Genomic DNA, 21,916 nt, shown 5'->3' on the forward strand with positions numbered 1-21,916 from the left:
TTCTTTAGCGTATCCGGCGAAAAACATCAGTAATATACTGTAATATATAGAATAAAAAATCGCTTGTCGGTTCGGAAACCTGCGTGTTACTAAACTAACCAACTAGTCCAACAAGGATGGGAATCATGACGGTTTCAGCGACCAGAACTGCGCGAATCGGCGTCGACATCGGCGGCACCTTCACCGATCTCGTGATGATCGAGGGCGACGGGCGGCTCTATCATGCCAAGGTGCCCTCGACCCCCGCGGCCCCCGAGGAGGCGGTGATCGCCGGCATCTCGGACCTGGTGCGGGATTCGGGCATCTCTGTCGCCGATGTGCGCGAGATCGTGCATGGCACCACCGTCGGCTCGAACACGCTGCTGCAAAAGGTCGGCGCGCGGGCCGGCCTGATCACCACGGCCGGATTCCGCGACGTGCTGGAGATCGGCCGGCTGCGCACGCCGAACATGTTCGACCTGCAATGGGACAAGCCCGCGCCGCTGATCCCGCGCCGGCACCGGCTGGAGGCGCAGGAGCGCATCGCCGCCGACGGCACCGTCATCACGCCGCTGGACGAGGCAAGCGTCATCGCCGCCGCCGCCGCCCTGGTCGAGGCGGGGGTGGACTCCATCGCCGTCTGCTTCCTGAACAGCTATCGCAATCCCGTCCATGAACAGCGCGCCGAGGAACTGATCCGTGCGCGCTTCCCCAAGGTCCAGATCACCACCTCGGTCTCGGTCCTGCCCGAGGCCAAGGAATACGAGCGCACCAGCACCACGGTGGTGAACGCCTATGTCGGGCCGGTCCTGGCCGCCTATCTGCAGCGCCTGCAGACCGGCATCAGAAGGCTGGGCGTGAATGCGCCGCTGCTGGTCAGCAACTCGAACGGCGCGCTGGCCTCGGCCGAGACGGCCTGCGAGAAGCCGGTGTTCTTCATCTCGTCGGGACGGGCGGCCGGCGCCGTCGGCGGTGCCCGCCTGGGCGAGGCGCTGGCCCAGGAAAACCTGGTCATCTTCGACATGGGCGGCACCACCGCCTCGGCCACGCTGGTCAATGGCGGCGAGTTGAGCCGGGTCAGCGAATACGAATTCCGCGCCGGGATCTCGACGCCTTCGCGCTTCATCAAGGCCGGGGGCTACATGATGAGCGTGCCGACCGTCGACGTGGCCGAGGTGGGCAGCGGCGCCGGCTCGATCGCCGCGCTGGACAGCGCCGGGCTGATCCGGGTCGGGCCGCTCTCGGCCGGGGCCGATCCGGGGCCGGTCTGCTACGGCCTTGGCGGCGAGGCGCCGACGGTGACGGATGCGAACCTGGTGCTGGGCTACCTGCCCGAGGAACTGGCCGGCGGCGCGCGCCACCTGGACAAGGCCGCGTCCGAGGCCGCCATCGCCGCCCGGCTGGGCGACGCGCTTGGCCTTGAGGCGACCGAGGCCGCCCATGGCATCCGCGAGGTGGTGAACGCCAACATGGCCCGCGCCATCCGCGCCGTGACTGTCGAGCGCGGCGTGGACCCGCGCGACTTCACCCTGGTCGCCATCGGCGGCTCGGGCCCCGTGCATGCCGCCGCCATCGCCTCGCTCCTGTCGATGGACAAGCTGCTGATCCCGGCCACGCCCGGCGTTTTTACCGCCATGGGCATGCTTTCGGGCGACATCGAGCGCTATTTCACCGCCCCCATCGGTCGCGTGGTCGAGGATGTGGACCTGCAAGACCTTGCCGCCGCGACCGCGGATCTGCGCCGGCAGGCCATCGCCAACCTGCGCGAGGAGGGCATCCCCGAGGAGGCGATGGAACTGCTGCCCGAGGCGAACATGCGCTTTCGCGGCCAGGAAATGTCGCTGGCGATCCCCTTTGCCGAACCCTTCGATCCGGCCCGCGTGCGCGAGGATTTCCTGGAAACCTATCGCTCGATCTACAGCTATGTGTCGTCCGACGCGGTCGAGGTGGTCGGCATCCGCATGACCGGCCGCGGGCTGCGCCAGGGGCGGCTGGATTTCCGCAAGCTCTCGGCGCCGGATCACGAAGAGGCGGGGCCGGTCTCGCGGCGCAAGGTCTATTTCGGCAAGGATGCCGGCTGGATCGAAACCCCGGTCTATGACCGCACCCGCTCGCCGCGCAAGCTGACCGGCCCGGTCGTCCTGGAATCGAACGACTCGACCGTCGTCGTTCCGCCGGCCGCCACCGTCGAGCGCGACGATTTCCTGAACCTTCACATCCGCCTTTCGTAAGGAGCGCCGTCATGGCCGAGATTTCCGCCAACGACCCGATCACCTTTGCCGTGCTGAAAAGCGCCGTCGAATCCATCGTCGACGACATGGCCTATACGGTGATGCGGACCGCGCGTTCGCCCATCGTCCGCGACGTGCTGGATTATTCCACCACCATGTGCGACGCCAAGGGCCGCATCCTGGCGCAGGCCAAGACCGTGGCGCTGCACCTGGGCGCCGTGCCCGACGCGATGGAGGCGCTGCTGGCGCGGTTCCAGGGCGACCTGCACCCCGGCGACGTCATCATCTTCAACGATCCCTATGAAGGCGGCATGCACCTGCCCGACATCTTCATGTTCAAGCCGATCTTCCATGGCGACGAACATCTGGGTTTCTCGGTGGTGATCTGCCACCATTGCGACGTGGGCGGCCGCGTGCCCGGCTCGAACGCCAGCGACTCGACCGAGATCTTCCAGGAGGGGCTGCGCCTGCCGCCGCTGAAGCTTTATGATCGCGGGGTCCGCAACGACATCGTTTTCGACATCATCGGCCGCAACGTGCGCCTGCCGGACCTGGTCATCGGCGACATCGAGGCGCAGCTGGCGACCTGTGCGCTTGGCGAGCGCGAATTGCTGCGCATCGTCGACAAATACGGCGCGCCCGTCTTCAACCAGTTCCTTGCCGACTTCCTGGACTATGGCGAGCGGCTGACCCGCAACGAGATCGCCAAGTGGCCCGATGGCAGCTACGAGTTCACCGATTACATCGACGGCGACGGCTTCGACCCGGCGCCGATCCCGATCAAGGTGACGATCACCGTCAAGGGCGACCACCTGGAGGTGGACTTCACCGGCAGCTCGCCCCAGGTCAAGGGCGCCATCAACTCGACCCTGTCCTTCGTGAAATCGGCCACCTACCTGGCGATCCGCTGCACGCTGGACAGCGAGGTGCCGAACAATTCGGGCATGTATCGCGCCATCGACATCGCGGCGCCGAAGGGCTGCTTCCTGAACCCGCATTTCCCGGCGCCGGTCGCGGCGCGCGCCCTGACCGGCTATCGCGTGGTCGATACCGTGCTGGGCGCGCTGTCCAAGATCGTGCCGACCCGCGTCGCGGCGGCGGGCGAGGGCGGCAATTCGGTGGTCTGCCTGGGCGGCTATGACAGGCAAACCCGCCAGCCATTCGTCATGGTCGACATGATCAACGGCGCCCTGGGCGCGCGTGCCACCAAGGATGGCATCGACGCGATCACCAACCCGTCGCAGAACATGTCGAACATGCCGGTCGAGCTGATGGAATCGACCTATCCGATCCGCATCGAGGAATATTCGCTGCGCACCGATTCCTGCGGTGCGGGCAGGCAGCGCGGCGGCCTGGGCGTGGTGCGGCAATACCGCCTGCTGGCCGAGGATGCGGTGCTGCAACTGCGTGCCGACCGTTACCAGCATCGGCCCTATGGCCTCTTCGGTGGCAATCCGGCCGCGTCCTCGCGCAACCTGCTGAGCCTGAACGGCGGCGCGTTCGAGCTGCTGGACAGCAAGGTCACGCGCAATGTCACCAGGGGCGACGTGATCCGCCACGAACAGGCCGGCGGCGGCGGCTATGGCGACCCGTTGCAGCGCCCGCTGGAGCAGGTGCTGGAGGATGCGCTGGACGGCAAGATCACCCCGGCCTTCGCCCGCGAGCATTACCGCGTCGTGATCGAGGATGGCCGCATCGACGAAAAGGCGACGGCCGAGCTGCGCAATCTGCAACCGGAGATGGCCTGATGCCCGATCTGCGCCGCTTTGCGATCAACCAGATCACCACGCGCGACTGGACCCTTGAACAGGCGGTCGATGGCTATGCCCGGCAGGGGGTGGCCGGGATCGGGGTCTGGATGGATTATCTGGACGCCGCCGGGGTCGGGCGGGGCGCCCGGCTGATCCGCGATGCCGGGCTGTTCGTGCCCTGCCTTTGCACCAGCGCCTGGGTCAATATCGCGGAGAAGGCCGGCTTTGCCGCCGCTCTTGCCGAAAACCGCCGCCGCCTGGACGCGGCGGCCGAGATCGGCGCGCCCTGCCTGGTCGTGGTGCCGGGCGGGCTGGCCACGGGGGAAAAGGATTTGGCGGCGGCGCGGTCGCGGGTGATCGGCGCGCTGGAAGAGCTTTTGCCCCATGCCCGGCAGGTCGGGGTCAAGCTGGGCCTCGAGCCCCTGCATCCGATGTATGCCGCCGATCGCAGCTGTCTCAACAGCTTTGCGCATTGCCTGGATCTTTGCCGCAGCCTGGGCGACGGCGCGGGCATCGTCGCCGACACCTATCATTGCTGGTGGGACGCCGGTTTCCTGCCGGGGCTGCGCCAGGCGGGGCCGGAAAACATCCTGACCTTCCATCTGTGCGACTGGCTTGTGCCGACCCGCGATCTATACCATGACAGGGGCATGATCGGCGACGGCGTGGTCGACTTCGCGGGGTGCAAGGCGCTTCTCGACGAGATCGGCTATGACGGTCCCTTCGAGATCGAGCTGTTCTCGAAGTTCGACTGGTGGTTGCGCGACGGCAACGAAACGGTCGCCGTTTCGGTCGAGCGTTGCGCGCCCTTTGTGAGGGAAAGGCAGAAGGTGCCGTGCTGAACGGCCCTTTGCCGGAAGGGGTAGGAGGGCAGATGGCGGAGAAACCCGCTATCCGGGATGCGATACGGACGCAGGAAAAGATCCTCGCGGCGGCGCAGGCCGAATTCGCGCGCCGCGGCTATGACGGCGCGCGCGTGGATGCCATCGTGGCGCGGGCCAAGGTCAGCAAGAACCTGCTCTACCACTATTTCCGCGGCAAGGAGGATCTGTATATCCGCATCCTCGAACGCACCTACGAGACGCTTCGCCGCCGGCAGAGCGACGTTCCGGTGAACGGGCTCGACCCGCTCAGCGCGATGATCCGGCTTTGCGAGAACACCTTCCGGGTCTTCGTCGAAGAGCCGGACGTGATCGTGATGCTGAACACGGAAAACCTCTATCGCGCCCGGCATATCGCCAAGTCCACGATCATCCGCAGCATGTATGACCGGCTGTCGGAAAACCTGCGCGAGATCCTGCGGGCCGGGGAAGAGCAGGGCGTGTTCCGCAAGGGCGTCGATCCGGTCGAACTGTATATCTCGATCTCGGGCCTGGGCTATTTCTACCTGTCGAACCAGCACACGCTGTCGATGCTGTTCAACCGAAAGCTGAGCGCGCCCGAGAATATCGAGCATCGGCAGGCACATCTGGTCGACATGGTGATCAGCTACCTGACCCGCCAGCCCGAGCCCGGCGACTGGACGCCGGAACTGGCGCGCTGACCGGCGCGCCGGCAAGGATCATCCCGACCGCGAGGATTGGCATGGCTGACCACAATGCCGGCCGCTTCATCGGCACCGCCATCGGGCCGATGCTTTGGGGCACGACCTATGTCGTCTTCGTCGGGACATTGCCGACGGATCACCCGGTGCTGATCTCGGCGCTGCGGGCGTTGCCGGCGGGGCTCTTGCTGCTGCTTCTGGTCCGGCGCCTGCCGCCGCGCCGCATCCTGTTTCCCGTCACCGTGCTGGCGCTGACCAATATCGGCCTGTTCTTTGCCTTGCTGCTGATCAGCGCGGCCCGGCTGCCGGGCGGGATCACCGCCACGCTGGCCGCCTGCCAGCCCTTGCTGGTCGCGTTCCTGGCATGGCCGCTGCTGGGGCGGCGGCCGGGGATGGGCCAGATCGCGCTGGCGGTGCTGGGCATGGCCGGCGTCGGACTGATGGTGCTGAACGGCGGCCTCGCCTTCGACCCGGCCGGCGTCCTGGCCGGTATCGGCGCGGCATTGTCCATGGCGCTCGGCATCGTGCTGATGGAGCGCTGGCGCGATCTTGCGCCGCCGGTGCAGATGACGGCATGGCAATTGCTGATCGGGGGCGCCCTGATCCTGCCCATTGCCCTGCTGGTCGAGGGCCTGCCCGCGCATTGGGACATGCGCAACAGCCTAGGCCTGGGCTATCTGGTGCTGTTCGCGACCGCCCTGGGCTATTGGCTCTGGGTCGGCGGCGTGCAGCGGCTGGGCAGCCGGGTTTCGGTGCTGGCATTCCTCAGCCCGGTGGTGGCATTGCTTCTGGGCATCGGCCTCATGCACGAGACGCTGGACGCGCAGCAGGGGCTGGGCGTGGCGATGGTGTTCCTGTCGATCGGGCTTTCGGTCAGGACGTCCCTTTCCGGCGGGAAGGCGTGATCCCGTCCGGCTCATTCTTCCTGATCCCGGCGCCCTTGCGGGTCCTGTGAGGCGAATGGCCGTAAAAATCCCGATAGGCCTTGGAAAAATGCGAGGCCGAGGAAAACCCGCTTGCCATGGCGATGTCCACGATCGGGGTATTCGTCTGGTGCAGCAGAAGCCTGGCGCGTTCCAGCCTGAGCTTCATGTAATATTTGGCGGGGGAAATATGCAGCTCCTGCTGAAAGATCCTTTCGACCTGGCGGCGCGTCAACCCGATGCCCGACAATATGTCCTTGACGGGAATCGGATCGGTCAGCGATTCCTGCATTCGCTCGATCAAGGTTGTCACGACCTGGTTTTGCCTGTTGACATGCGACGTGAGAATGGATCTTTGCCGGTGCCCCGGATTGCGGATGCGGTCGACAATCGCGCGCTCGCAGATCGCGGCGACGATTTCCTCGCCATGTTCCTGCTGGATCAGGTAGAGTATCATGTCGAACGCGGCCATCCCGCCGGCGCAGGTCGCGATCCCGTTGTCGATCTCGAACAGGGCGGCACGGACCGAGGCGTCATGGAATTGCTCGCCAAAGCTGGCGGCATTTTCCCAATGGATGACGCATCTCCTTTCGCCCAGAAGCTTGGCCTGGCCCAGGATATATGCGCCGGTGCAAAGGCTTCCGATCATGCAGCCGCTCTGCTTGCATTCGCGCAACCAGGATTCGGTCGCCCTGTCGGAATGGGTCTGGATATTCAGGCCGCCGCAGACGATTACCGTCGAATCGCGGATCGAGGCATTCACCGAGCGACGCAAAGCCGCGACCGAGCTGTCGCAATGGATTTGCACGCCGCAACTGGATTGGACCTCGTCCCCTTGGGGCGCGACGACCTTCCAGGTATAGACATCGTATCCAATGGCGGCATTCGCCATGCGCAGGGCTTCGACGGCGGATGAAAAGGCAAGCAGCGTGAATTCCGGCATGAGCAGGAATACGAACGCTTTTCCTTTGTTAGCCAACTTGTTCATGTGAAGCGTTGCCCCGTGGCCACGGCAACCCCCGCATATGCAGATGCCGGGTCAGCCAGGACAAGGGAGGTAATTTAACGGCGGCGCGGGTCCAATAACATCTGCGACGGCGTGCCGGTAATTTTGGGACGTGTCGAACCGGATGGCTATCACGTTTCGGGGGGGCAAAGCGGCAAGGGCATTTTCCGCCCATATCGCGCAAAAGCGCGGCGCAATGTTACGTTTCGATGACGCAGTTGTTCTTTCGCGAAATTCGGACAGGTCGTAACCATTTCGGACACGCCATAACCATCGGGTCGCGACATGCCATGTTTCGAAGCATTTCATGCCTTGCTTCATGGCGTCGCGCGGCTTGCGCTGCGGCCTGGGGCGAAACCGACGCAGCCCGATCTTGAAATGCTTCGAAATCAATCAGGGCGGCATTCTCGTGGATTTGCCCGGCTCTTGATTTCCGGGGAGAGAGAAAAGATATGACCAATCACGTGATGAAAGTTTCCTGTCCGACGCGCGCGGGTATCGTTGCCGCCGTATCGGGCTATCTGGCCGCTGCCGGCTGCGACATCCAGGACAGTTCGCAATTCACCGATCAGGAAAACGGCCGGTTCTTCATGCGGCTGCGCTTTCAGTCGGATCGGGACGGCGAAGGGCTGGCGCAGGGCTTTGCCGCCACGGCCCGAGAGTTCCAGATGGATTACGAAATCCGCGACCTGTCGCAAAAAGCCAGGGTTGTCCTGATGGTGTCGCGTTTCGGCCATTGCCTCAACGACCTTCTATATCGTTCGCGCATCGGGGCACTGCCGGTCGAAATCGTTGCGGTGATCTCGAACCATACCGATTACCAGAGGCAGGTGGTGAACGAGGACATCCCGTTTCACTGCATCCGCGTCACGCCTGAAACCAAGCCCGAGGCCGAGGCTGCCATCATGCAGGTGGTGCGCGACACCGGGGCCGAGCTGATCGTGCTGGCGCGCTATATGCAGGTGCTGTCGGACCAGATGTGCCGCGAAATGTCGGGCCGGATCATCAATATCCACCATTCCTTCCTGCCCAGTTTCAAGGGCGCCAACCCCTACAAGCAGGCTTATGAGCGCGGGGTCCGGCTGATCGGGGCGACGGCGCATTACGTGACCGCCGACCTGGACGAGGGGCCGATCATCGAACAGGACATCATCCGCGTCACCCATGCCCAAAGCGCCGCCGATTATGTCAGCCTTGGCCGCGACGTCGAGGCGCAGGTGCTGGCTCGGGCGGTTCATGCCCATATTCATCACCGGGTTTTCCTGAACGGAAACAAGACCGTTGTCTTTCCCGCATCGCCGGGCGAATATGCCTCGGAGCGCATGGGATAATGACGAAAAGGGCCAGGGAGCGACGCGGGATGATCCGCTCGTTTCTCTGGCCTTGACGGTTCCGTCCAGCGCCCGGCTTGCGCAAGAAATCAAACGCGGGGCTCAGGTCCAGATCGCGGCAACCGAATGAAAGACCGGCCCGGTGCGCAATGCGCCGGGCCGGTTTTCGTCATGCGGTCTTGGGTTCGTCCGATACCCCGACCCGGCAGATTTTCTTTTGCCCATTCGCGCCGAATAGGGGCCGGGCGATCAGGGGACCGGGCATTCGCCCGGTCCTTCTGCTTGGCGCGTATCAGCTTCTGGGCTTCAGGTTCTCGGGGTCGTAGAGGGGCTTGTAGCCGACGGCGGCGACCTCGACCGGGAAGGTTTCGCCCATGTATTCGACCGTCAGCTTGCGGCCTTCCTGGCAATGCGACCAGGGCAGGTAGGCCAGCGCGATGTTCCTGCCGATGGTCGGGCCGTAGACGATCGAGCTGGTCCAGGACCGCCGGCCCAGGGTGTCGACCAGAACCTCGCCCGTCTCGGCATCCTGCACCGGCAGGATGCCGACCGGGTAGCGGGCGATGCCGTTGCTGTCCACGTTGTCGGTCATGACCAGGGTGCAGAGCATCGCCGGCTGGTGGTCGCGGGCGCGATACTCCAGGTGCTTGTCCTTGCCGCGGAAATCGGCCTCCTTGACCTTGGGACGGGCCAGGCCGGCCTCGTAGAGGTTGTATTCCGTGCGCAGGTCGGCGTTCTGCAGCCGCAGGCTTTTTTCGAGCCGGCGCGAGTTGGCGTAGGTCTCGACCCCCACCGCGATCACGCCCGCGGACCGCAAGGCGTCCCAGACCGCCAGCCCGTCCTCATAGGCCATGTGCAGCTCCCAGCCCTGCTCGCCGACATAGGAGATGCGGAAGGCGGTCACGTCGTGGCCGGCGATGCGGATCGGCTTGATGGCGGCGAAAGGGAAGGCGTCCTTTTCCAGCCCCGCCGGATCCTCGACCACCTTTTGCAGGTTCACCCGCGCGTTCGGACCCCAGATGCCGATGGTGATGAACTGCTCGGTCACGTCGGCGATGGCGACGTCCAGGCCCCGGTCCTGCGCCACGCGGCGCATGTAGTTCAGGTCGCGCGGCCCGGCATCGGCGCCGTTGACCAGCCGGCAGCGGTCGGCCAGGCGGAACACGGTGAAATCGGCGCGCACATTGCCCTCGTCATCGAGGAAATGGGTGTAGATCCCCTTGCCGATATTGCCCTCGCCGCCGATCTTGGCGGCGCAGAGCCATTCCAGCAGTTCGACGTGATCGGGGCCGGCAATGTCGGTCATGTGGAAATGCGACAGGTTGATGATGCCGCAATCTGCGCTCATCTCCAGATGCTCGGCATTCGAGACGCGCCAGAAATGGCGGTTGTCCCATTCATGCTCGCGCACCGGCACCTGGTCGGCGTATTTCTCCAGCAGGTGTTCGTTGGCGGCATAGCCATGGGCGCGTTCCCAGCCGCCCAGCTCCATGAAGTAGCCGCCCAGCTCCACCTCGCGCTCGTAGAAGGGCGAGCGGCGGATGCCGCGGCCGCCGGCGAATGGTTCGCGCGGGTGGACCGGCGGGTTGTAGATCTTGGCCGCCGTCTCGATGCAGCGCTCCTCGATGAACTTTTCCTGCAATGCGAAGGGGTTGAATCGCGAATAGTCGATGCTGGCATGGTCGATGCCGGTGCGCCCGTCGGTGATCCAGTCCACCACCAGCTTGGCCATGCCGGGCGCGTCCTTGACCCAGATCGCCACGGCATACCACAGCCCGCGCACCTTCTGGCTTTCGCCGATGGACGGCCCGCCGTCGGTGGTGGTCTGCAAGAGGCCGTTGAAGGAATGGCTTTCGTTATAGCCCAGCTCGCCCAGGATCGGGGTCAGCTCGATGGCGCGTTCCAGCGGCGACAGCACATCGTCCAGCTCCAGGTCGCGCTGCGAGGGCGACAGGCGGGCGTATTCCTTTTCCAGGATGTCGCGCGGATGGCAGAGGCGCGGGTCCGATTCGTAGTAATAGCCCCATTCGATCTGGCCGCCCTCGGTGGTCTTGGGGTCGCCCGTGTCGCGCAGATAGGCCGAGTTGCCCTGGTCGCGCAGCAGCGGATAGCCGATCTCCTTGCCGGTATTCTCGAACTCGTCGTAGGGCCCGAAGAAGGTCAGCGGATGGTCGACCGGAAAGACCGGCAGATCCTCGCCCGCCATCTCGGCGATCAGGCGGCCCCAGAGGCCGGCGCAGACGATGACCAGGTCGGCCATGATGGTGCCGCGCGGGGTGACGACGCCCCGGATGCGCCCGTCCTCGATCACCAGCGAGGTGGCCGGGCAATTGGCGAAGGCCCGCAGCTTGCCCGAGGCCACGCCCTGGTCGACCAGCTTGCCCGCCACGGTCTGCGAGCGCGGCACCACCAGCCCCGCGTCGGGATCCCACAGCGCGCCCTGGATCTGGTCTTCCTCGACCAGCGGGAATTTCGCCTTGACCTCGGCGGGGCTGATCATCGTCGCCCGCGTGCCGAAGGCCTTGCCCGAGGCGACCTTGCGCTTGAGTTCGTTCATGCGCGTCTCGTCGCCCACCCGCGCGACCTCGATCCCGCCGACCTTGGCGTAATGGCCCATCTTCTCGAAGAAATCGATGGAATAGAGCGTGGTCCAGGTGCTGAGGAAATCGTGGCTGGTCGCAAAGCAGAAATCCGACGCATGCGCGGTCGAGCCGATATCGGTCGGGATGCCCGACTTGTCGATGCCGACGATATCGTCCCAGCCGCGCTCGATCAGGTGATGCGCGACCGAGGCGCCCACGATGCCGCCAAGGCCGACGATGACCACCCGCGCTCTATCAGGAAATCCCGACATGTTCTGTCCTCTCGATGTCTGAAGGGAGATTGTGACGAAAGGGTTCCCGTGACCGCCAGCAGGCGCAGCCGGGCTGCCCAAATGCGACGGCATGGCCCGCAAAGCGGGTCATGCCTTGTCCAGTTGTCGATGCATGTGCCGTCAGGGCCGCTACCATAGCCGTGGCTCGGCCAGCGCCTTGCGCCGACAGGCGGCAAGCAGCGTATTGTGCATCAGGCACATGATCGTCATCGGGCCGACGCCGCCGGGAACCGGGGTGATCGCCCCCGCGACCCCGCAGGCCGAGGCGAACTCGACATCCCCCACCAGCGTCTTCCGGCCGTCGCGGACGATGCGGCTGGTGCCGACATCGATCACCGTCGCCCCCGGCTTGATCCAGTCGCCCTTGATCATCTCGGCCTGGCCCGCGGCCGCGACCACGATGTCGGCCTGGCGGATCTTTCCCGGCAGGTCGCGGGTGCGGGAATGGGCCATGCTCACGGTGCAGTTCTCGGCCAGCAGCAGCTGCGCCATCGGCTTGCCCACCAGGATCGAGCGGCCCACCACCACGGCATCCAGCCCCGAAAGGTTGCCAAGCTGCGACCGGAGCAGCATCAGGCATCCCAGGGGCGTGCATGAGACGAGGCCGGGCAGCCCCGACACCAGGCGGCCCGCGCTGGACGGGTGCAGCCCGTCCACGTCCTTGGCGGGATCGATCGCCTCGATCACCGGCAGGGAATCCAGGTGCGCGGGCAGCGGCAACTGGACCAGGATGCCATCGACGCTGTCATCGGCGTTCAACTGCGCGATCAGGTCCAGAAGCTGTTGCTGGGTGGTGGCTTCGGGCAGGATATGCTCGAAGCTTGCCATGCCCAGCTTGCGGGCCATCCGGCCCTTGCTGCTGACATAGACCTCGCTGGCCGGATCGGTGCCGACCAGGACCACGGCAAGGCCCGGCGGCCGGCCCGTCTGTTCCCGAAAGGAGGGAATGGCGCCGCTGATCCGGGCGCCAAGGCCGTCGGCATGGGCCTTCCCGTCGATTGTCTGTGCCGTCATGGGCATCCTCCTCGTGCCAAGCGATCCGGCGGGGTCAGAGCGCGCGCTCCAACTCCGGCAGCGCATCGAAGATGTCGGCGACCAGGCCGTAATCGGCAACCTGGAAGATCGGGGCGTCCTCGTCCTTGTTGATGGCGACGATGACCTTGCTGTCCTTCATCCCGGCCAGGTGCTGGATCGCGCCGGAAATGCCGCAGGCGACGTAAAGCTCGGGCGCGACCACCTTGCCGGTCTGGCCGACCTGCCAGTCGTTCGGGGCATAGCCCGCGTCCACAGCCGCGCGCGAGGCGCCGACCGCGGCGCCGAGCTTGTCGGCGACAGGCAGGATCACCTGGCGGAACCTTTCTTCCGAGCCCAGGGCGCGGCCGCCCGAGACGATGATGCGGGCCGAGGCCAGCTCGGGGCGCTCGCTTTCCGAGAGGCGGTTTTCGACAAAGCCGGACAGGCGCGGGTCGGCCGTCGCGCCGATGGTTTCGACCGGGGCGCTGCCCCCCTCGGCCTGCGCCGCCTCGAAACCCGAGGTCCGCACGGTGATCACCTTCTTGCCGTCGGTCGCCTGCACCGTCTGGATGGCGTTGCCGGCATAGATCGGCCGCTTGAACGTGTCGGCCGAGACGACCTCGACGATTTCCGAAACCTGCATCACGTCCAGAAGCGCGGCCACGCGCGGCAGGACGTTCTTGCCGGTGGTGGTCGCCGGGGCGATCACGGTGTCGTAGTCGCCGGCCAGCGAAACGATCAGCGCGGCGGCGGGCTCGGCCAGGCGATGCTCCAGCGCATCGGCTTCGGCCAGCAGGATCTTGCGGACCCCCTGGAAGGCCGAGGCGGCCTGGGCCACGGCGGCGGCGCCCTTGCCGGCCACCAGGATGTCGATCTCGCCGCCGATCCGGCGGGCGGCGGTCAGCGTGCGCGCGGTCTGGTCGGACAGGGCAGCATTGTCGTGTTCGGCGAAAAGCAGGATGGCCATGGGATTTCTCTCCGATCAGAATTGCAGAACGCCGGCTTCGTTCTTCAGCTTGTCCAGCAGCTCGGCGACGCTGGCGACCTTGACGCCGGCCTTACGTGTGCCCGGTTCCTCGGTTTTCAGCACCTTCAGGCGCGCATCGACGTTCACGCCGTAATCCGCCGGGGTCTTTTCCTCGAGCGGCTTCTTCTTCGCCTTCATGATATTGGGCAGGCTGGCATAGCGCGGCTCGTTCAGGCGCAGGTCGGCGGTGACGATGGCGGGCAGGGCGACCTCGATCACCTGCAGGCCGCCGTCGACCTCGCGCGTGACACGAGCCTTGTCGCCCTCAAGCGCGACCGCCGAGGCGAAGGTCGCCTGCGACCAGCCCAGCAGGGCCGACAGCATCTGCCCGGTCTGGTTGGCGTCGTCGTCGATGGCCTGCTTGCCCAGGACGACCAGCCGCGGGCCTTCGGCATCCGCCACGGCCTTCAGCAGCTTGGCGACGGCCAGGGGTTCGACCATGTCCTCGACCTTGATCAGGATGGCGCGATCCGCGCCCATGGCTAGGGCCGTGCGCAGCGTCTCCTGGGCTTGCGCCGGGCCGATCGAGACCACGACGACCTCTTCGGCCTTGCCCGCCTCTTTCAGGCGGATCGCCTCTTCCACGGCGATTTCGTCGAAGGGGTTCATCGACATCTTCACGTTCGACAGATCGACGCCGGTCCCATCGGCCTTGACCCGGATCTTGACGTTGAAGTCGACCACCCGCTTGACGGGCACCAATACTTTCATCTTGCGGTCCTTTCCCAGATGTTGAGGCAGAGGAGGGCGGGGCAGGCGCCCCTTGCGGCAAGCCTGGCCGGCCCCGCGGCGGCGGCCGCCGGCCCGGACGACCCGGCCACGGGATAGGGTAGAAGCCTGTAGCGCAAGTGTTCCCCCTTTGCTGCGCATTCCCGACCGCCGCGGATTCCCCTTGCTTCCCGACGGCTTCGGAAGCTAAGCGGCACCCCGTCGCCGGCCGGGCCTGCCTTTCGTGCAGAATCCTCTGTGGCGACCGTGGCGTTCCCGGCAATGTTCGTCGGACTATTGCGACGAAAACGGGGATCGAGAAGAACAATTGCGCCGGTCAAGCAAGATGGCTACGACAAACCCAGCCATGGGGCGCATCATCGGAGATCGAAGATGGGTGTCGGCGTGAGAGAAGGGCATTCCCGTTCCTACCCTGTCGCCAAGGGATCCCTGCGGCCAAGGGAGGCTGGCCCCCGGCTTTCGGTCGGCTTCCTCCTGACCCGGCAGTTCACGCTATGCGCCTTTGCGAACTTCGTCGACGTGCTGCGGCTGGCCGCCGACGAGGGGGACCGCAGCCGTCCCATCCTGTGCCGCTGGTCGGTGCTTTCGGACACGATGGACGTGGTGATGTCCAGTTGCGGCGTTGCCGTGCAGCCGCACGAGAAGCTGGGCGATCCGACGCGATTCGACTATATCGCCGTGGTCGGCGGCCTGACCGACGCGCTCGAGAACGTCAGCCATGCCTACAAGACCTATCTGCACCGGGCGGCCGCCGCCGGCGTGCCGCTGATCGGGGTGTGCTCGGGCGCCTTCGTGCTGCACCGGGCGGGATTGCTCGATGGCTACAAATGCTGCGTGAGCTGGTTCCACAGCGCGGATTTCCTTGAACAGTTCCAGGGCCTGGATCACGTCTCGGACCAGATCTTCGTGGTGGATCGCGACAGGCTGACCTGTTCCGGCGGGGCCAGTTCCGCCCATCTTGCGGCCTATCTGGTGGAAAAGCACGTCGGCCGCTCGCAGGCGAACAAGAGCCTGCACATCATGATCATCGACGGCGTCCTGCAGGCGGACAAGCCCCAGCCGGGCATCCCCATCGGCCTGCGCACCGATGATCCGCTGGTCCAGCGCGCGCTGCTGATCATGCAGCAGCATATCGACACGCCGCTTTCCGTGTCCGAGATCGCGCAGCGCATGGGGCACAGCAAGCGCCGGCTGGAACGGCATTTCCGCGCGGCGCTGGACACCTCGCCCCAGGCTGCGTTCATGGGTCTCAGGCTGGCGCTGGCCCGGCACCTGCTGGTGTCCAGCAACAAGACGATCGCCATGATCTCGGTCGAATGCGGCTTTTGCGATTCCTCGCACCTCAGCCGCATGTTCCGCCGCCTCTACGGTTGCACGCCCCAGGACGTGCGCAGCATGGGCCTGGGCGAGGCACCCGAGGGGGACGGCCCCGCGCATGTTCCCAAGGGGCTCTAGCTGCGCCGCCTTGCTGCCGCGCGCTTTGGGCGAATCGCGGCCGGGGCGGATAAGGCGCGCTGATATGTTTGCGCCGGACTTGCGTCGTTAAGATGCCAACCTGCCGATTCCGTATCGGGTAAGTTCCCTTCCAGCAGCCAGCGAATGAACCGCGCCGCTCGGGGGAATGCAAGCTCGTGTCGGGATTTACCCATTGCATGCGCTTGCGGGAATGGTCGTGCAGGGAGAAGCCACGATATGGATATACGAAGTGAAATGCTGAACATGATCCGAATGCACCAATTCGGGTATTCCTTGCCCCAGGCCTTTTACAAGGATCCCGGGTTTTTCCAGATCGATCTTGAGATGATCTGGTATCGTGACTGGCTGTTTGCCGGCCATAACTGCGAAATTCCCAAGCCCGGCAATTATTTCACCCTGCAGATCGGGTCTTATCCGGTCGTCGTCGTGCGCGACCGCAACGGCGACATCCGGGCATTCCACAACGCCTGCCGCCACCGCGGCAGCCGCGTCTGCACCCAGGCCAAGGGGACTGCGGCCAAGCTGGTCTGCCCCTATCACCAATGGACCTACGACCTGGACGGCAAGCTGCTTTTCGCGCGCCAGATGGCGGAAGGCTTCGATACCTCGGCGCATTCGCTCAAGCCGGTCGCCTGCGAGACCGTGGCCGGCTACATCTTCATCTGCCTTGCCAAGGAGCCGGCCGACTTCCAGCCGTTCCGCGCGCTGATGGAGCCCTACTTCGCCCCCCACAACCTGCTGGAGGCGAAGGTCGCGCATGAGACGACCATCATCGAGGAAGGCAACTGGAAGCTGGTGTGGGAAAACAACCGCGAATGCTATCATTGCGCGGCCAACCACCCCGAGCTTTGCCGCACCTATCCCGAGGCGCCGAACGTCACCGGCGTATCCGGCGGCGCCGATGACCCGGAAATGGCCGCGCATTGGGACAAATGCGAGGCTGCGGGGCTGCCCGCGCGTTTCCACATGCATGAAAGCGGCCAGTTCCGGGCGATCCGGTCGCCGCTGCTGCGCGATGCGGTCAGCTATACCATGGACGGCAAGCCCGCCGTCGGCCGCACGCTGTCGGATGTCCGGGCCGACCATATCGGCGCGCTGATGCTGTTCCATTATCCGACCACCTGGAACCATGTCCTGATGGACCATGCGGTGACGTTCCGCGTCACCCCGATCGGCCCGAACCAGACCGCGGTCACGACCAAGTGGCTGGTCCACAAGGATGCCGTCGAGGGGGTGGACTACGACGTCGAACGCCTGACCCATGTCTGGACCTACACCAACGACCAGGACCGCCAGATCGTCGAGGAAAACGCCCGCGGCATCGAATCCCCCGCCTATGAGCCGGGCCCCTATTCCGAATTGCACGAGGGCGGCGTCATCCAGTTCGTCGAATGGTACAAGACCTTCATGGGATCGCGTCTGGAAGGCAGCGACCCGAGGCCCCTGAAGAGTGTCGCATAAGGTGATGCAGGCAGGCCAACCGACGGATCACCACGTCTATCGCCACCTCGACGAGATGACGCCGTGGAACGACCGCCTCCAGGTTCTGGAGGTGGTCAGCGTCACCGACGAGGCGCCGGAGGTGAAGACCTTCACCTTCCGGTCCGATGCGCAGACCTGGTTCAAATACAAGCCGGGACAGTTCATCACCCTTGATCTGCCCGCCGACGACGGTCCGCTGATGCGGACCTACACCTTGTCGTCCACGCCCTCGCGGCCGTTTTCGATTTCGGTCACGGTCAAGGCGCAGCCGACCAGCATCGGCACGCGCTGGATGTTCCAGAACCTCAAGCCCGGCAGCCTGGTCAAGGCCTATGGGCCGGCGGGGCATTTCACGCTTTTCGCGCATTCCGCCTCGAAATACCTGTTCATCTCGGCCGGTTCGGGCATCACGCCGATGATGTCCATGCTGCGCTGGCTTTCCGATTGCGCGCCGGGCACCGACGTCGCCTTCGTCAATTGCGCCCGGCGGCCCGAGGAGCTGATCTTCCGGCAGGAGCTTGAGCTGCTCAGCCATCGCATGCCCGCCCTGTCGCTTGGCTTCATCGTGCATGAGCGGTCGCTTCACAAAAGCTGGGCCGGGCACCTGGGCCGAATCGACGCGGTCCGCCTGCCGCTTTTCGCGCCCGACCTGCTTGAGCGCGAGGTGTTCTGCTGCGGCCCGGAACCCTTCATGCAGGATATCCGGGATCTGCTGCGCGATGCCGGTTTCGACATGGCGCATTATCACCAGGAAAGCTTCGGCGAGCCGCCCAAGGAGGCCCCCACCGAGCCGGTCGTCTTCACGCCCGATGGCGTGGACGGCGTCGAGGGCACGGGCGTCACCGCGGTCAGCTTCACCATGTCCGGGGTCGAGGGCGAATGCCTTCCGGGGCAGACCGTTCTTCAGGCCGCGCGCGCGGCGGGGGTGCGCATCCCCGCCGCTTGCGAATCCGGCCTTTGCGGAACCTGCAAGATCCTGAAGCTCTCGGGCGAGGTGGAAATAAACCACAACGGCGGGATCCTCGACGAGGAAATCGAGGAGGGCTACATCCTTGCCTGCTGCTCGCGGCCGCTTGGAAAGCTAGAGGTCGAGGCGTGAAGGTGGCCGATGCCGCGCCGAAGGTTGCCGGATGGGTTCCGGCCCGTGCTTCGTGGCGGCGCAGGCGAACATGCGGCGGCTGCGCAAGGGATCGCCGGCAGCGCGAGAATTCCAGATTCGCGAAATTCGACTTCGCTATCGTGATAGCCGCCGGCCCGCGGACTGTGGTCACGTAACGACATTCGGCGCGCGCATTTCCCGGCCTTGGCGGGCGTGGCCTGTCGCTGCGCGAGGAGAGGTGCCGCCGCAACCCTGGATCAATGGAGGAGTGGGCGATCATGAGCAGAAATCGGGGTGTCGTTTACATGGAACCCGGCAAGGTCGAGGTTCAGGACATTGCGGACCCAAGGCTGGAGGCGCCCAACGGCCGCCGCATCGAGCATGGCGTGATCCTGAAGGTCATCTCGACCAATATCTGCGGCTCGGACCAGCATATGGTGCGGGGGCGGACGACCGCGCAACCCGGACTGGTCCTGGGCCACGAGATCACCGGCGAGGTGATCGAGAAGGGCAGCGATGTCGAGATGCTGGAGATCGGCGACATCGTCTCGGTTCCCTTCAACGTCGCCTGCGGTCGCTGCCGCACCTGCAAGTCGCAGGACACGGGTGTCTGCCTGACGGTCAACCCCGAGCGCGCCGGCGGCGCCTATGGCTATGTGGACATGGGCGGCTGGATCGGCGGGCAGGCCCGCTACGTGATGGTGCCCTATGCGGACTTCAACCTGCTGAAGCTGCCCGATCGCGACCGGGCGATGGCCAAGATCCGTGACCTGACGATGCTGTCGGACATCCTGCCCACCGGCTTTCACGGCGCGGTCAAGGCCGGCGTCGGCGTGGGCTCGGTGGTCTATGTGGCCGGTGCCGGTCCGGTCGGGCTGGCGGCGGCGGCCTCGGCCCGGATCCTTGGCGCGGCGGTTGTGATGATCGGCGATTTCAACCCCGACCGCCTGGCCCATGCCGCCAAGGTGGGCTTCGAGCCGATCGACCTGGGCAAAAGCGACCGCCTGGGCGACCTGATCGCGAATGTGGTCGGCACGAACGAGGCGGACAGCGCCATCGACGCGGTGGGCTTCGAGGCGCGCGGCCATTCCGGCGGCGAGCAGCCGGCCATCGTGCTGAACCAGATGATGGAGATCACCCGCGCCGCCGGCTCGATCGGCATCCCCGGCCTCTATGTGACCGAGGATCCGGGCGCGGTCGATAGCGCCGCCAGGCAGGGCAGCCTGTCGCTCCGCTTCGGGCTGGGCTGGGCCAAGGCGCAGTCGTTCCATACCGGGCAGACCCCGGTGCTGAAATACAATCGCCAGCTGATGCAGGCGATCCTGCATGACCGCCTGCCGATTGCCGATATCGTCAATGCGAAGATCATTTCCCTGGAGGATGCGGCCCAGGGCTATGAAACCTTCGATCAGGGCGCGGCCGTCAAGTTTGTCCTTGATCCGCATGACATGCTGAAAGCGGCCTGAAGGCTGAATAAAATTGAAGGGAGGCTGCGTTTCCATAAGCGAAGCGCAGCCTTTTCATGTCCATATCGTCTTGCAGCCATGAAACGAGTTCAAGCGAGAGAGAGGGCGAAATCCAAGGCTTCGGATCGCCCAAATAGGTGCGACGCAACAGCCGTAAAACTGCGACGAAAGGGCCGGTAAGGCAGGAAAATTTATCGATTTTCGTTCAGGAAGTAGAGGTGGGCAAGAAATCGTTGCTCAGTTCTGGAGGAGGAAGCTATGCAACCAAGTGGATCACGAAGGATAAACCCTGGCGTGTTCTGGCCAGCGCTGGCCGTCGCGGGAGGATTCGTGACGTGGGGAGTCCTGGGTCCAGACAGCCTGGCTGCCGTCGCATCTGCCACATTGAATTGGATCATCCGGGTTTTCGGCTGGAGTTTCGTCATTTCCACGGCGTTTTTCCTTGCCTTTGCGATATTCCTGGCATTCAGCCGATTTGGCCGGATCAAGCTGGGCCACGATGACGAAAAGCCCGAATTCTCGACCCGGTCATGGGTTTGCATGATGTTCAGCGTCGGAATGGGCATCGGCCTCATGTTCTGGGGCGTGGCCGAGCCGATCAGCCATTTCGGCACGCCCCCGCACGGCCTGGCCGAGCCCCAGACCCAGGAAGCCGCGCTGGTGGCCATGCAATACGCCTATTTCCATTGGGCCCTGCACCCTTGGGCAATCTATGCGATGGCTGGATTGGCAATGGCGTATTTCAGCTATCGCCGCGACCTTCCCACGCTGGTTTCCAGCGCTTTCCACCCCTTGCTGGGGGACCGCATCCATGGGCCGATGGGGCGCATGATCGACATATTGGCGATCATCGCCACCTTGTTCGGAACCGCGACATCCCTTGGCCTTGGCGCGCAGCAGATCAACAGCGGAATGAACTATCTCTGGAATACCGGAGAATCCCCGACCATTGCGCTGACCATCATCGCGGTCCTTTCCGTGCTGTTCATCCTGTCCGCGGTCTCCGGCGTGGGCCGAGGCATCCAGTTTCTCAGCAATATCAACATGGTCGCGGCGCTTATGTTGCTGCTGTTCCTGGCTGTGCTGGGGCCGACGGTCTTTATCCTGGATACGTTGATCGAGGCGATGGGCCTTTACATGAGCGATCTGGTTTCCATGTCCTTTCGAACCTCGGCCTTCAGCGACAGCAAATGGCTTGCAAGCTGGACGATTTTCTACTGGGCCTGGTGGGTTTCCTGGGCGCCCTTTGTCGGCGTATTCATCGCCCGGATTTCTCGCGGCCGCACCATCCGGGAATTCGTCGTCGGGGTTCTGTTGATCCCCAGCGCCGTGACCTTCGTCTGGTTCACCGTCATGGGCGGCAGCGCGCTTTTCTCGGAACTGACCGGACCGGGCGGGCTGGTCGAGGCCATTGCCGGAAAAGGCGAGCAGGTTTCCCTTTTTGCCTTGCTCGAGCAATATCCGCTGCATGCCTTTACCTCTTCCGTGGCCATGTTCCTTGTCGCCATCTTCTTCGTATCGGGCGCCGATGCCGCTTCGGTCGTGATGGGAATGCTGTCCTCGTTCGGGACGATCCATCCGCGTGCCGGCATTGTCGTGCTTTGGGGATTGCTGGCCGGCGCCTCGGCCTCGATCCTGCTGGTCGTCGGCGGGCTGGGCGGCCTGCAGACCGCTTCCATCATCGCGGCCGCGCCATTTCTCGTGGTCATGGTCGGGCTTTGCGCATCGCTGTGGAAGGGGCTGTTGGACGATATCGAAGTGCATGGCCATTTTGAGGAAATAGACCCCCATACCGGCGGCTTGAAGGAACGCCATCATCCATAATCGGTTGCCCGGACCCTGTCGGAAAATCATTCTGGCATGGTCCCTTTCGGGCAAGCCCTGCGATCCATATCGACCTGCACCCCATACCGAGAAGCGCTACCCGCTTCCCGGTATATGTCTTTGCCGCCGCATGGTGCATGCCGCGTCCTCTGCGCATTCG

Annotated in this window: 16 protein-coding genes and 1 pseudogene; 11 read left to right on the forward strand and 6 right to left on the reverse strand. The window is 64.8% G+C overall.

Going from position 1 to position 21,916, the window contains the following annotated elements; all coding sequences use genetic code 11:
• The first annotated feature begins 125 nt into the window (after window positions 1-125).
• The 5 genes from IT40_RS17935 to IT40_RS17955 are packed head-to-tail and all read left to right on the forward strand — an operon-like array spanning window position 126 to window position 6,409.
• Window positions 126-2,210, forward strand: coding sequence for a hydantoinase/oxoprolinase family protein (locus tag IT40_RS17935; protein WP_208021276.1), 2,085 nt, complete (start codon window positions 126-128; stop codon window positions 2,208-2,210).
• Between the two features lie 11 nt (window positions 2,211-2,221).
• A complete protein-coding gene (locus IT40_RS17940) occupies window positions 2,222-3,958 on the forward strand; it encodes a hydantoinase B/oxoprolinase family protein (protein ID WP_036758014.1) in 1,737 nt (578 codons plus the stop codon).
• Complete coding sequence (locus IT40_RS17945; RefSeq protein WP_036758015.1) at window positions 3,958-4,803, forward strand: sugar phosphate isomerase/epimerase family protein; 846 nt, start codon at window positions 3,958-3,960, stop codon at window positions 4,801-4,803. Before IT40_RS17940 ends, IT40_RS17945 begins: the two co-directional genes overlap by 1 nt.
• Window positions 4,804-4,835: 32 nt before the next feature.
• On the forward strand, window positions 4,836-5,504 hold the full coding sequence (locus IT40_RS17950) for a TetR/AcrR family transcriptional regulator (protein WP_052096120.1): 669 nt from the start codon (window positions 4,836-4,838) through the stop codon (window positions 5,502-5,504).
• A gap of 41 nt (window positions 5,505-5,545) precedes the next feature.
• Window positions 5,546-6,409: an EamA family transporter gene (locus tag IT40_RS17955; RefSeq protein WP_036758017.1), complete on the forward strand. Its 864-nt coding sequence runs from the start codon at window positions 5,546-5,548 to the stop codon at window positions 6,407-6,409.
• Here the strand turns inward: IT40_RS17955 and IT40_RS30135 are convergent.
• Window positions 6,378-6,899 carry a helix-turn-helix domain-containing protein gene (locus tag IT40_RS30135; RefSeq protein WP_243700125.1) on the reverse strand — a complete coding sequence of 174 codons (522 nt, stop codon included), beginning with the start codon at window positions 6,897-6,899 and terminating at the stop codon, window positions 6,378-6,380. The genes IT40_RS17955 and IT40_RS30135 overlap by 32 nt on opposite strands.
• A 24-nt stretch (window positions 6,900-6,923) precedes the next feature.
• Window positions 6,924-7,415, reverse strand: a pseudogene (locus tag IT40_RS30885) (AraC family transcriptional regulator); the annotation flags it as partial.
• Window positions 7,416-7,885: 470 nt separating this feature from the next.
• On the opposite strand from IT40_RS30885, the gene purU reads away from it, so the two are divergent.
• Window positions 7,886-8,764, forward strand: coding sequence for a formyltetrahydrofolate deformylase (gene purU / locus IT40_RS17965; protein WP_036758019.1), 879 nt, complete (start codon window positions 7,886-7,888; stop codon window positions 8,762-8,764).
• Between the two features lie 292 nt (window positions 8,765-9,056).
• Here the strand turns inward: purU and IT40_RS17970 are convergent, their stop codons facing one another.
• The 4 genes from IT40_RS17970 to IT40_RS17985 form a co-directional block, all read right to left on the reverse strand.
• Window positions 9,057-11,618, reverse strand: coding sequence for a GcvT family protein (locus IT40_RS17970; protein WP_036758020.1), 2,562 nt, complete (start codon window positions 11,616-11,618; stop codon window positions 9,057-9,059).
• Between the two features lie 150 nt (window positions 11,619-11,768).
• Window positions 11,769-12,653, reverse strand: a complete 885-nt coding sequence (gene folD, locus IT40_RS17975) for a bifunctional methylenetetrahydrofolate dehydrogenase/methenyltetrahydrofolate cyclohydrolase FolD (RefSeq protein WP_036758022.1) — start codon at window positions 12,651-12,653, stop codon at window positions 11,769-11,771.
• A 34-nt stretch (window positions 12,654-12,687) separates the two neighbouring features.
• On the reverse strand, window positions 12,688-13,620 hold the full coding sequence (locus IT40_RS17980) for an electron transfer flavoprotein subunit alpha/FixB family protein (protein WP_036758024.1): 933 nt from the start codon (window positions 13,618-13,620) through the stop codon (window positions 12,688-12,690).
• A 15-nt stretch (window positions 13,621-13,635) separates the two neighbouring features.
• Entirely contained in the window at window positions 13,636-14,391 is a 756-nt protein-coding gene (locus tag IT40_RS17985; protein ID WP_036758025.1) for an electron transfer flavoprotein subunit beta/FixA family protein, read from the reverse strand.
• 390 nt (window positions 14,392-14,781) lie between these two features.
• Here IT40_RS17985 and IT40_RS17990 point away from each other — a divergent pair, with 390 nt between their 5' ends.
• The 5 genes from IT40_RS17990 (at window position 14,782) to IT40_RS18010 (ending at window position 21,756) form a co-directional block, all read left to right on the forward strand.
• Window positions 14,782-15,864: a GlxA family transcriptional regulator gene (locus IT40_RS17990; RefSeq protein ID WP_052096121.1), complete on the forward strand. Its 1,083-nt coding sequence runs from the start codon at window positions 14,782-14,784 to the stop codon at window positions 15,862-15,864.
• Window positions 15,865-16,209: 345 nt separating this feature from the next.
• Window positions 16,210-17,346, forward strand: a complete 1,137-nt coding sequence (locus IT40_RS17995) for an aromatic ring-hydroxylating dioxygenase subunit alpha (protein WP_341802565.1) — start codon at window positions 16,210-16,212, stop codon at window positions 17,344-17,346.
• Between the two features lie 4 nt (window positions 17,347-17,350).
• Window positions 17,351-18,466, forward strand: a complete 1,116-nt coding sequence (locus tag IT40_RS18000) for an FAD-binding oxidoreductase (RefSeq protein WP_036758067.1) — start codon at window positions 17,351-17,353, stop codon at window positions 18,464-18,466.
• Between the two features lie 278 nt (window positions 18,467-18,744).
• Window positions 18,745-19,932 carry a formaldehyde dehydrogenase, glutathione-independent gene (fdhA, locus tag IT40_RS18005; protein ID WP_036758068.1) on the forward strand — a complete coding sequence of 396 codons (1,188 nt, stop codon included), beginning with the start codon at window positions 18,745-18,747 and terminating at the stop codon, window positions 19,930-19,932.
• 294 nt (window positions 19,933-20,226) lie between these two features.
• Entirely contained in the window at window positions 20,227-21,756 is a 1,530-nt protein-coding gene (locus IT40_RS18010) for a BCCT family transporter (protein WP_243700127.1), read from the forward strand.
• The last annotated feature ends 160 nt before the right edge of the window (window positions 21,757-21,916 follow it).

It is taken from the genome of Paracoccus versutus (assembly GCF_000763885.1).
Lineage (GTDB): Bacteria > Pseudomonadota > Alphaproteobacteria > Rhodobacterales > Rhodobacteraceae > Paracoccus > Paracoccus versutus.

Excerpts from the sequence above, each read along its gene's own strand:
- IT40_RS17990 (WP_052096121.1), top strand. The coding sequence starts at position 14,782 with ATGGGTGTCGGCGTGAGAGAAGGGCATTCCCGTTCCTACCCTGTCGCC.
- IT40_RS18000 (WP_036758067.1), top strand. The coding sequence starts at position 17,351 with ATGCAGGCAGGCCAACCGACGGATCACCACGTCTATCGCCACCTCGAC.
- IT40_RS17985 (WP_036758025.1), bottom strand. The coding sequence starts at position 14,391 with ATGAAAGTATTGGTGCCCGTCAAGCGGGTGGTCGACTTCAACGTCAAG.
- IT40_RS17950 (WP_052096120.1), top strand. The coding sequence starts at position 4,836 with ATGGCGGAGAAACCCGCTATCCGGGATGCGATACGGACGCAGGAAAAG.
- IT40_RS17995 (WP_341802565.1), top strand. The coding sequence starts at position 16,210 with ATGATCTGGTATCGTGACTGGCTGTTTGCCGGCCATAACTGCGAAATT.
- IT40_RS17980 (WP_036758024.1), bottom strand. The coding sequence starts at position 13,620 with ATGGCCATCCTGCTTTTCGCCGAACACGACAATGCTGCCCTGTCCGAC.
- IT40_RS30135 (WP_243700125.1), bottom strand. The coding sequence starts at position 6,899 with ATGGCCGCGTTCGACATGATACTCTACCTGATCCAGCAGGAACATGGC.
- IT40_RS17955 (WP_036758017.1), top strand. The coding sequence starts at position 5,546 with ATGGCTGACCACAATGCCGGCCGCTTCATCGGCACCGCCATCGGGCCG.
- folD (WP_036758022.1), bottom strand. The coding sequence starts at position 12,653 with ATGACGGCACAGACAATCGACGGGAAGGCCCATGCCGACGGCCTTGGC.
- IT40_RS17945 (WP_036758015.1), top strand. The coding sequence starts at position 3,958 with ATGCCCGATCTGCGCCGCTTTGCGATCAACCAGATCACCACGCGCGAC.
- IT40_RS17940 (WP_036758014.1), top strand. The coding sequence starts at position 2,222 with ATGGCCGAGATTTCCGCCAACGACCCGATCACCTTTGCCGTGCTGAAA.
- IT40_RS17935 (WP_208021276.1), top strand. The coding sequence starts at position 126 with ATGACGGTTTCAGCGACCAGAACTGCGCGAATCGGCGTCGACATCGGC.
- IT40_RS17970 (WP_036758020.1), bottom strand. The coding sequence starts at position 11,618 with ATGTCGGGATTTCCTGATAGAGCGCGGGTGGTCATCGTCGGCCTTGGC.
- purU (WP_036758019.1), top strand. The coding sequence starts at position 7,886 with ATGACCAATCACGTGATGAAAGTTTCCTGTCCGACGCGCGCGGGTATC.
- fdhA (WP_036758068.1), top strand. The coding sequence starts at position 18,745 with ATGAGCAGAAATCGGGGTGTCGTTTACATGGAACCCGGCAAGGTCGAG.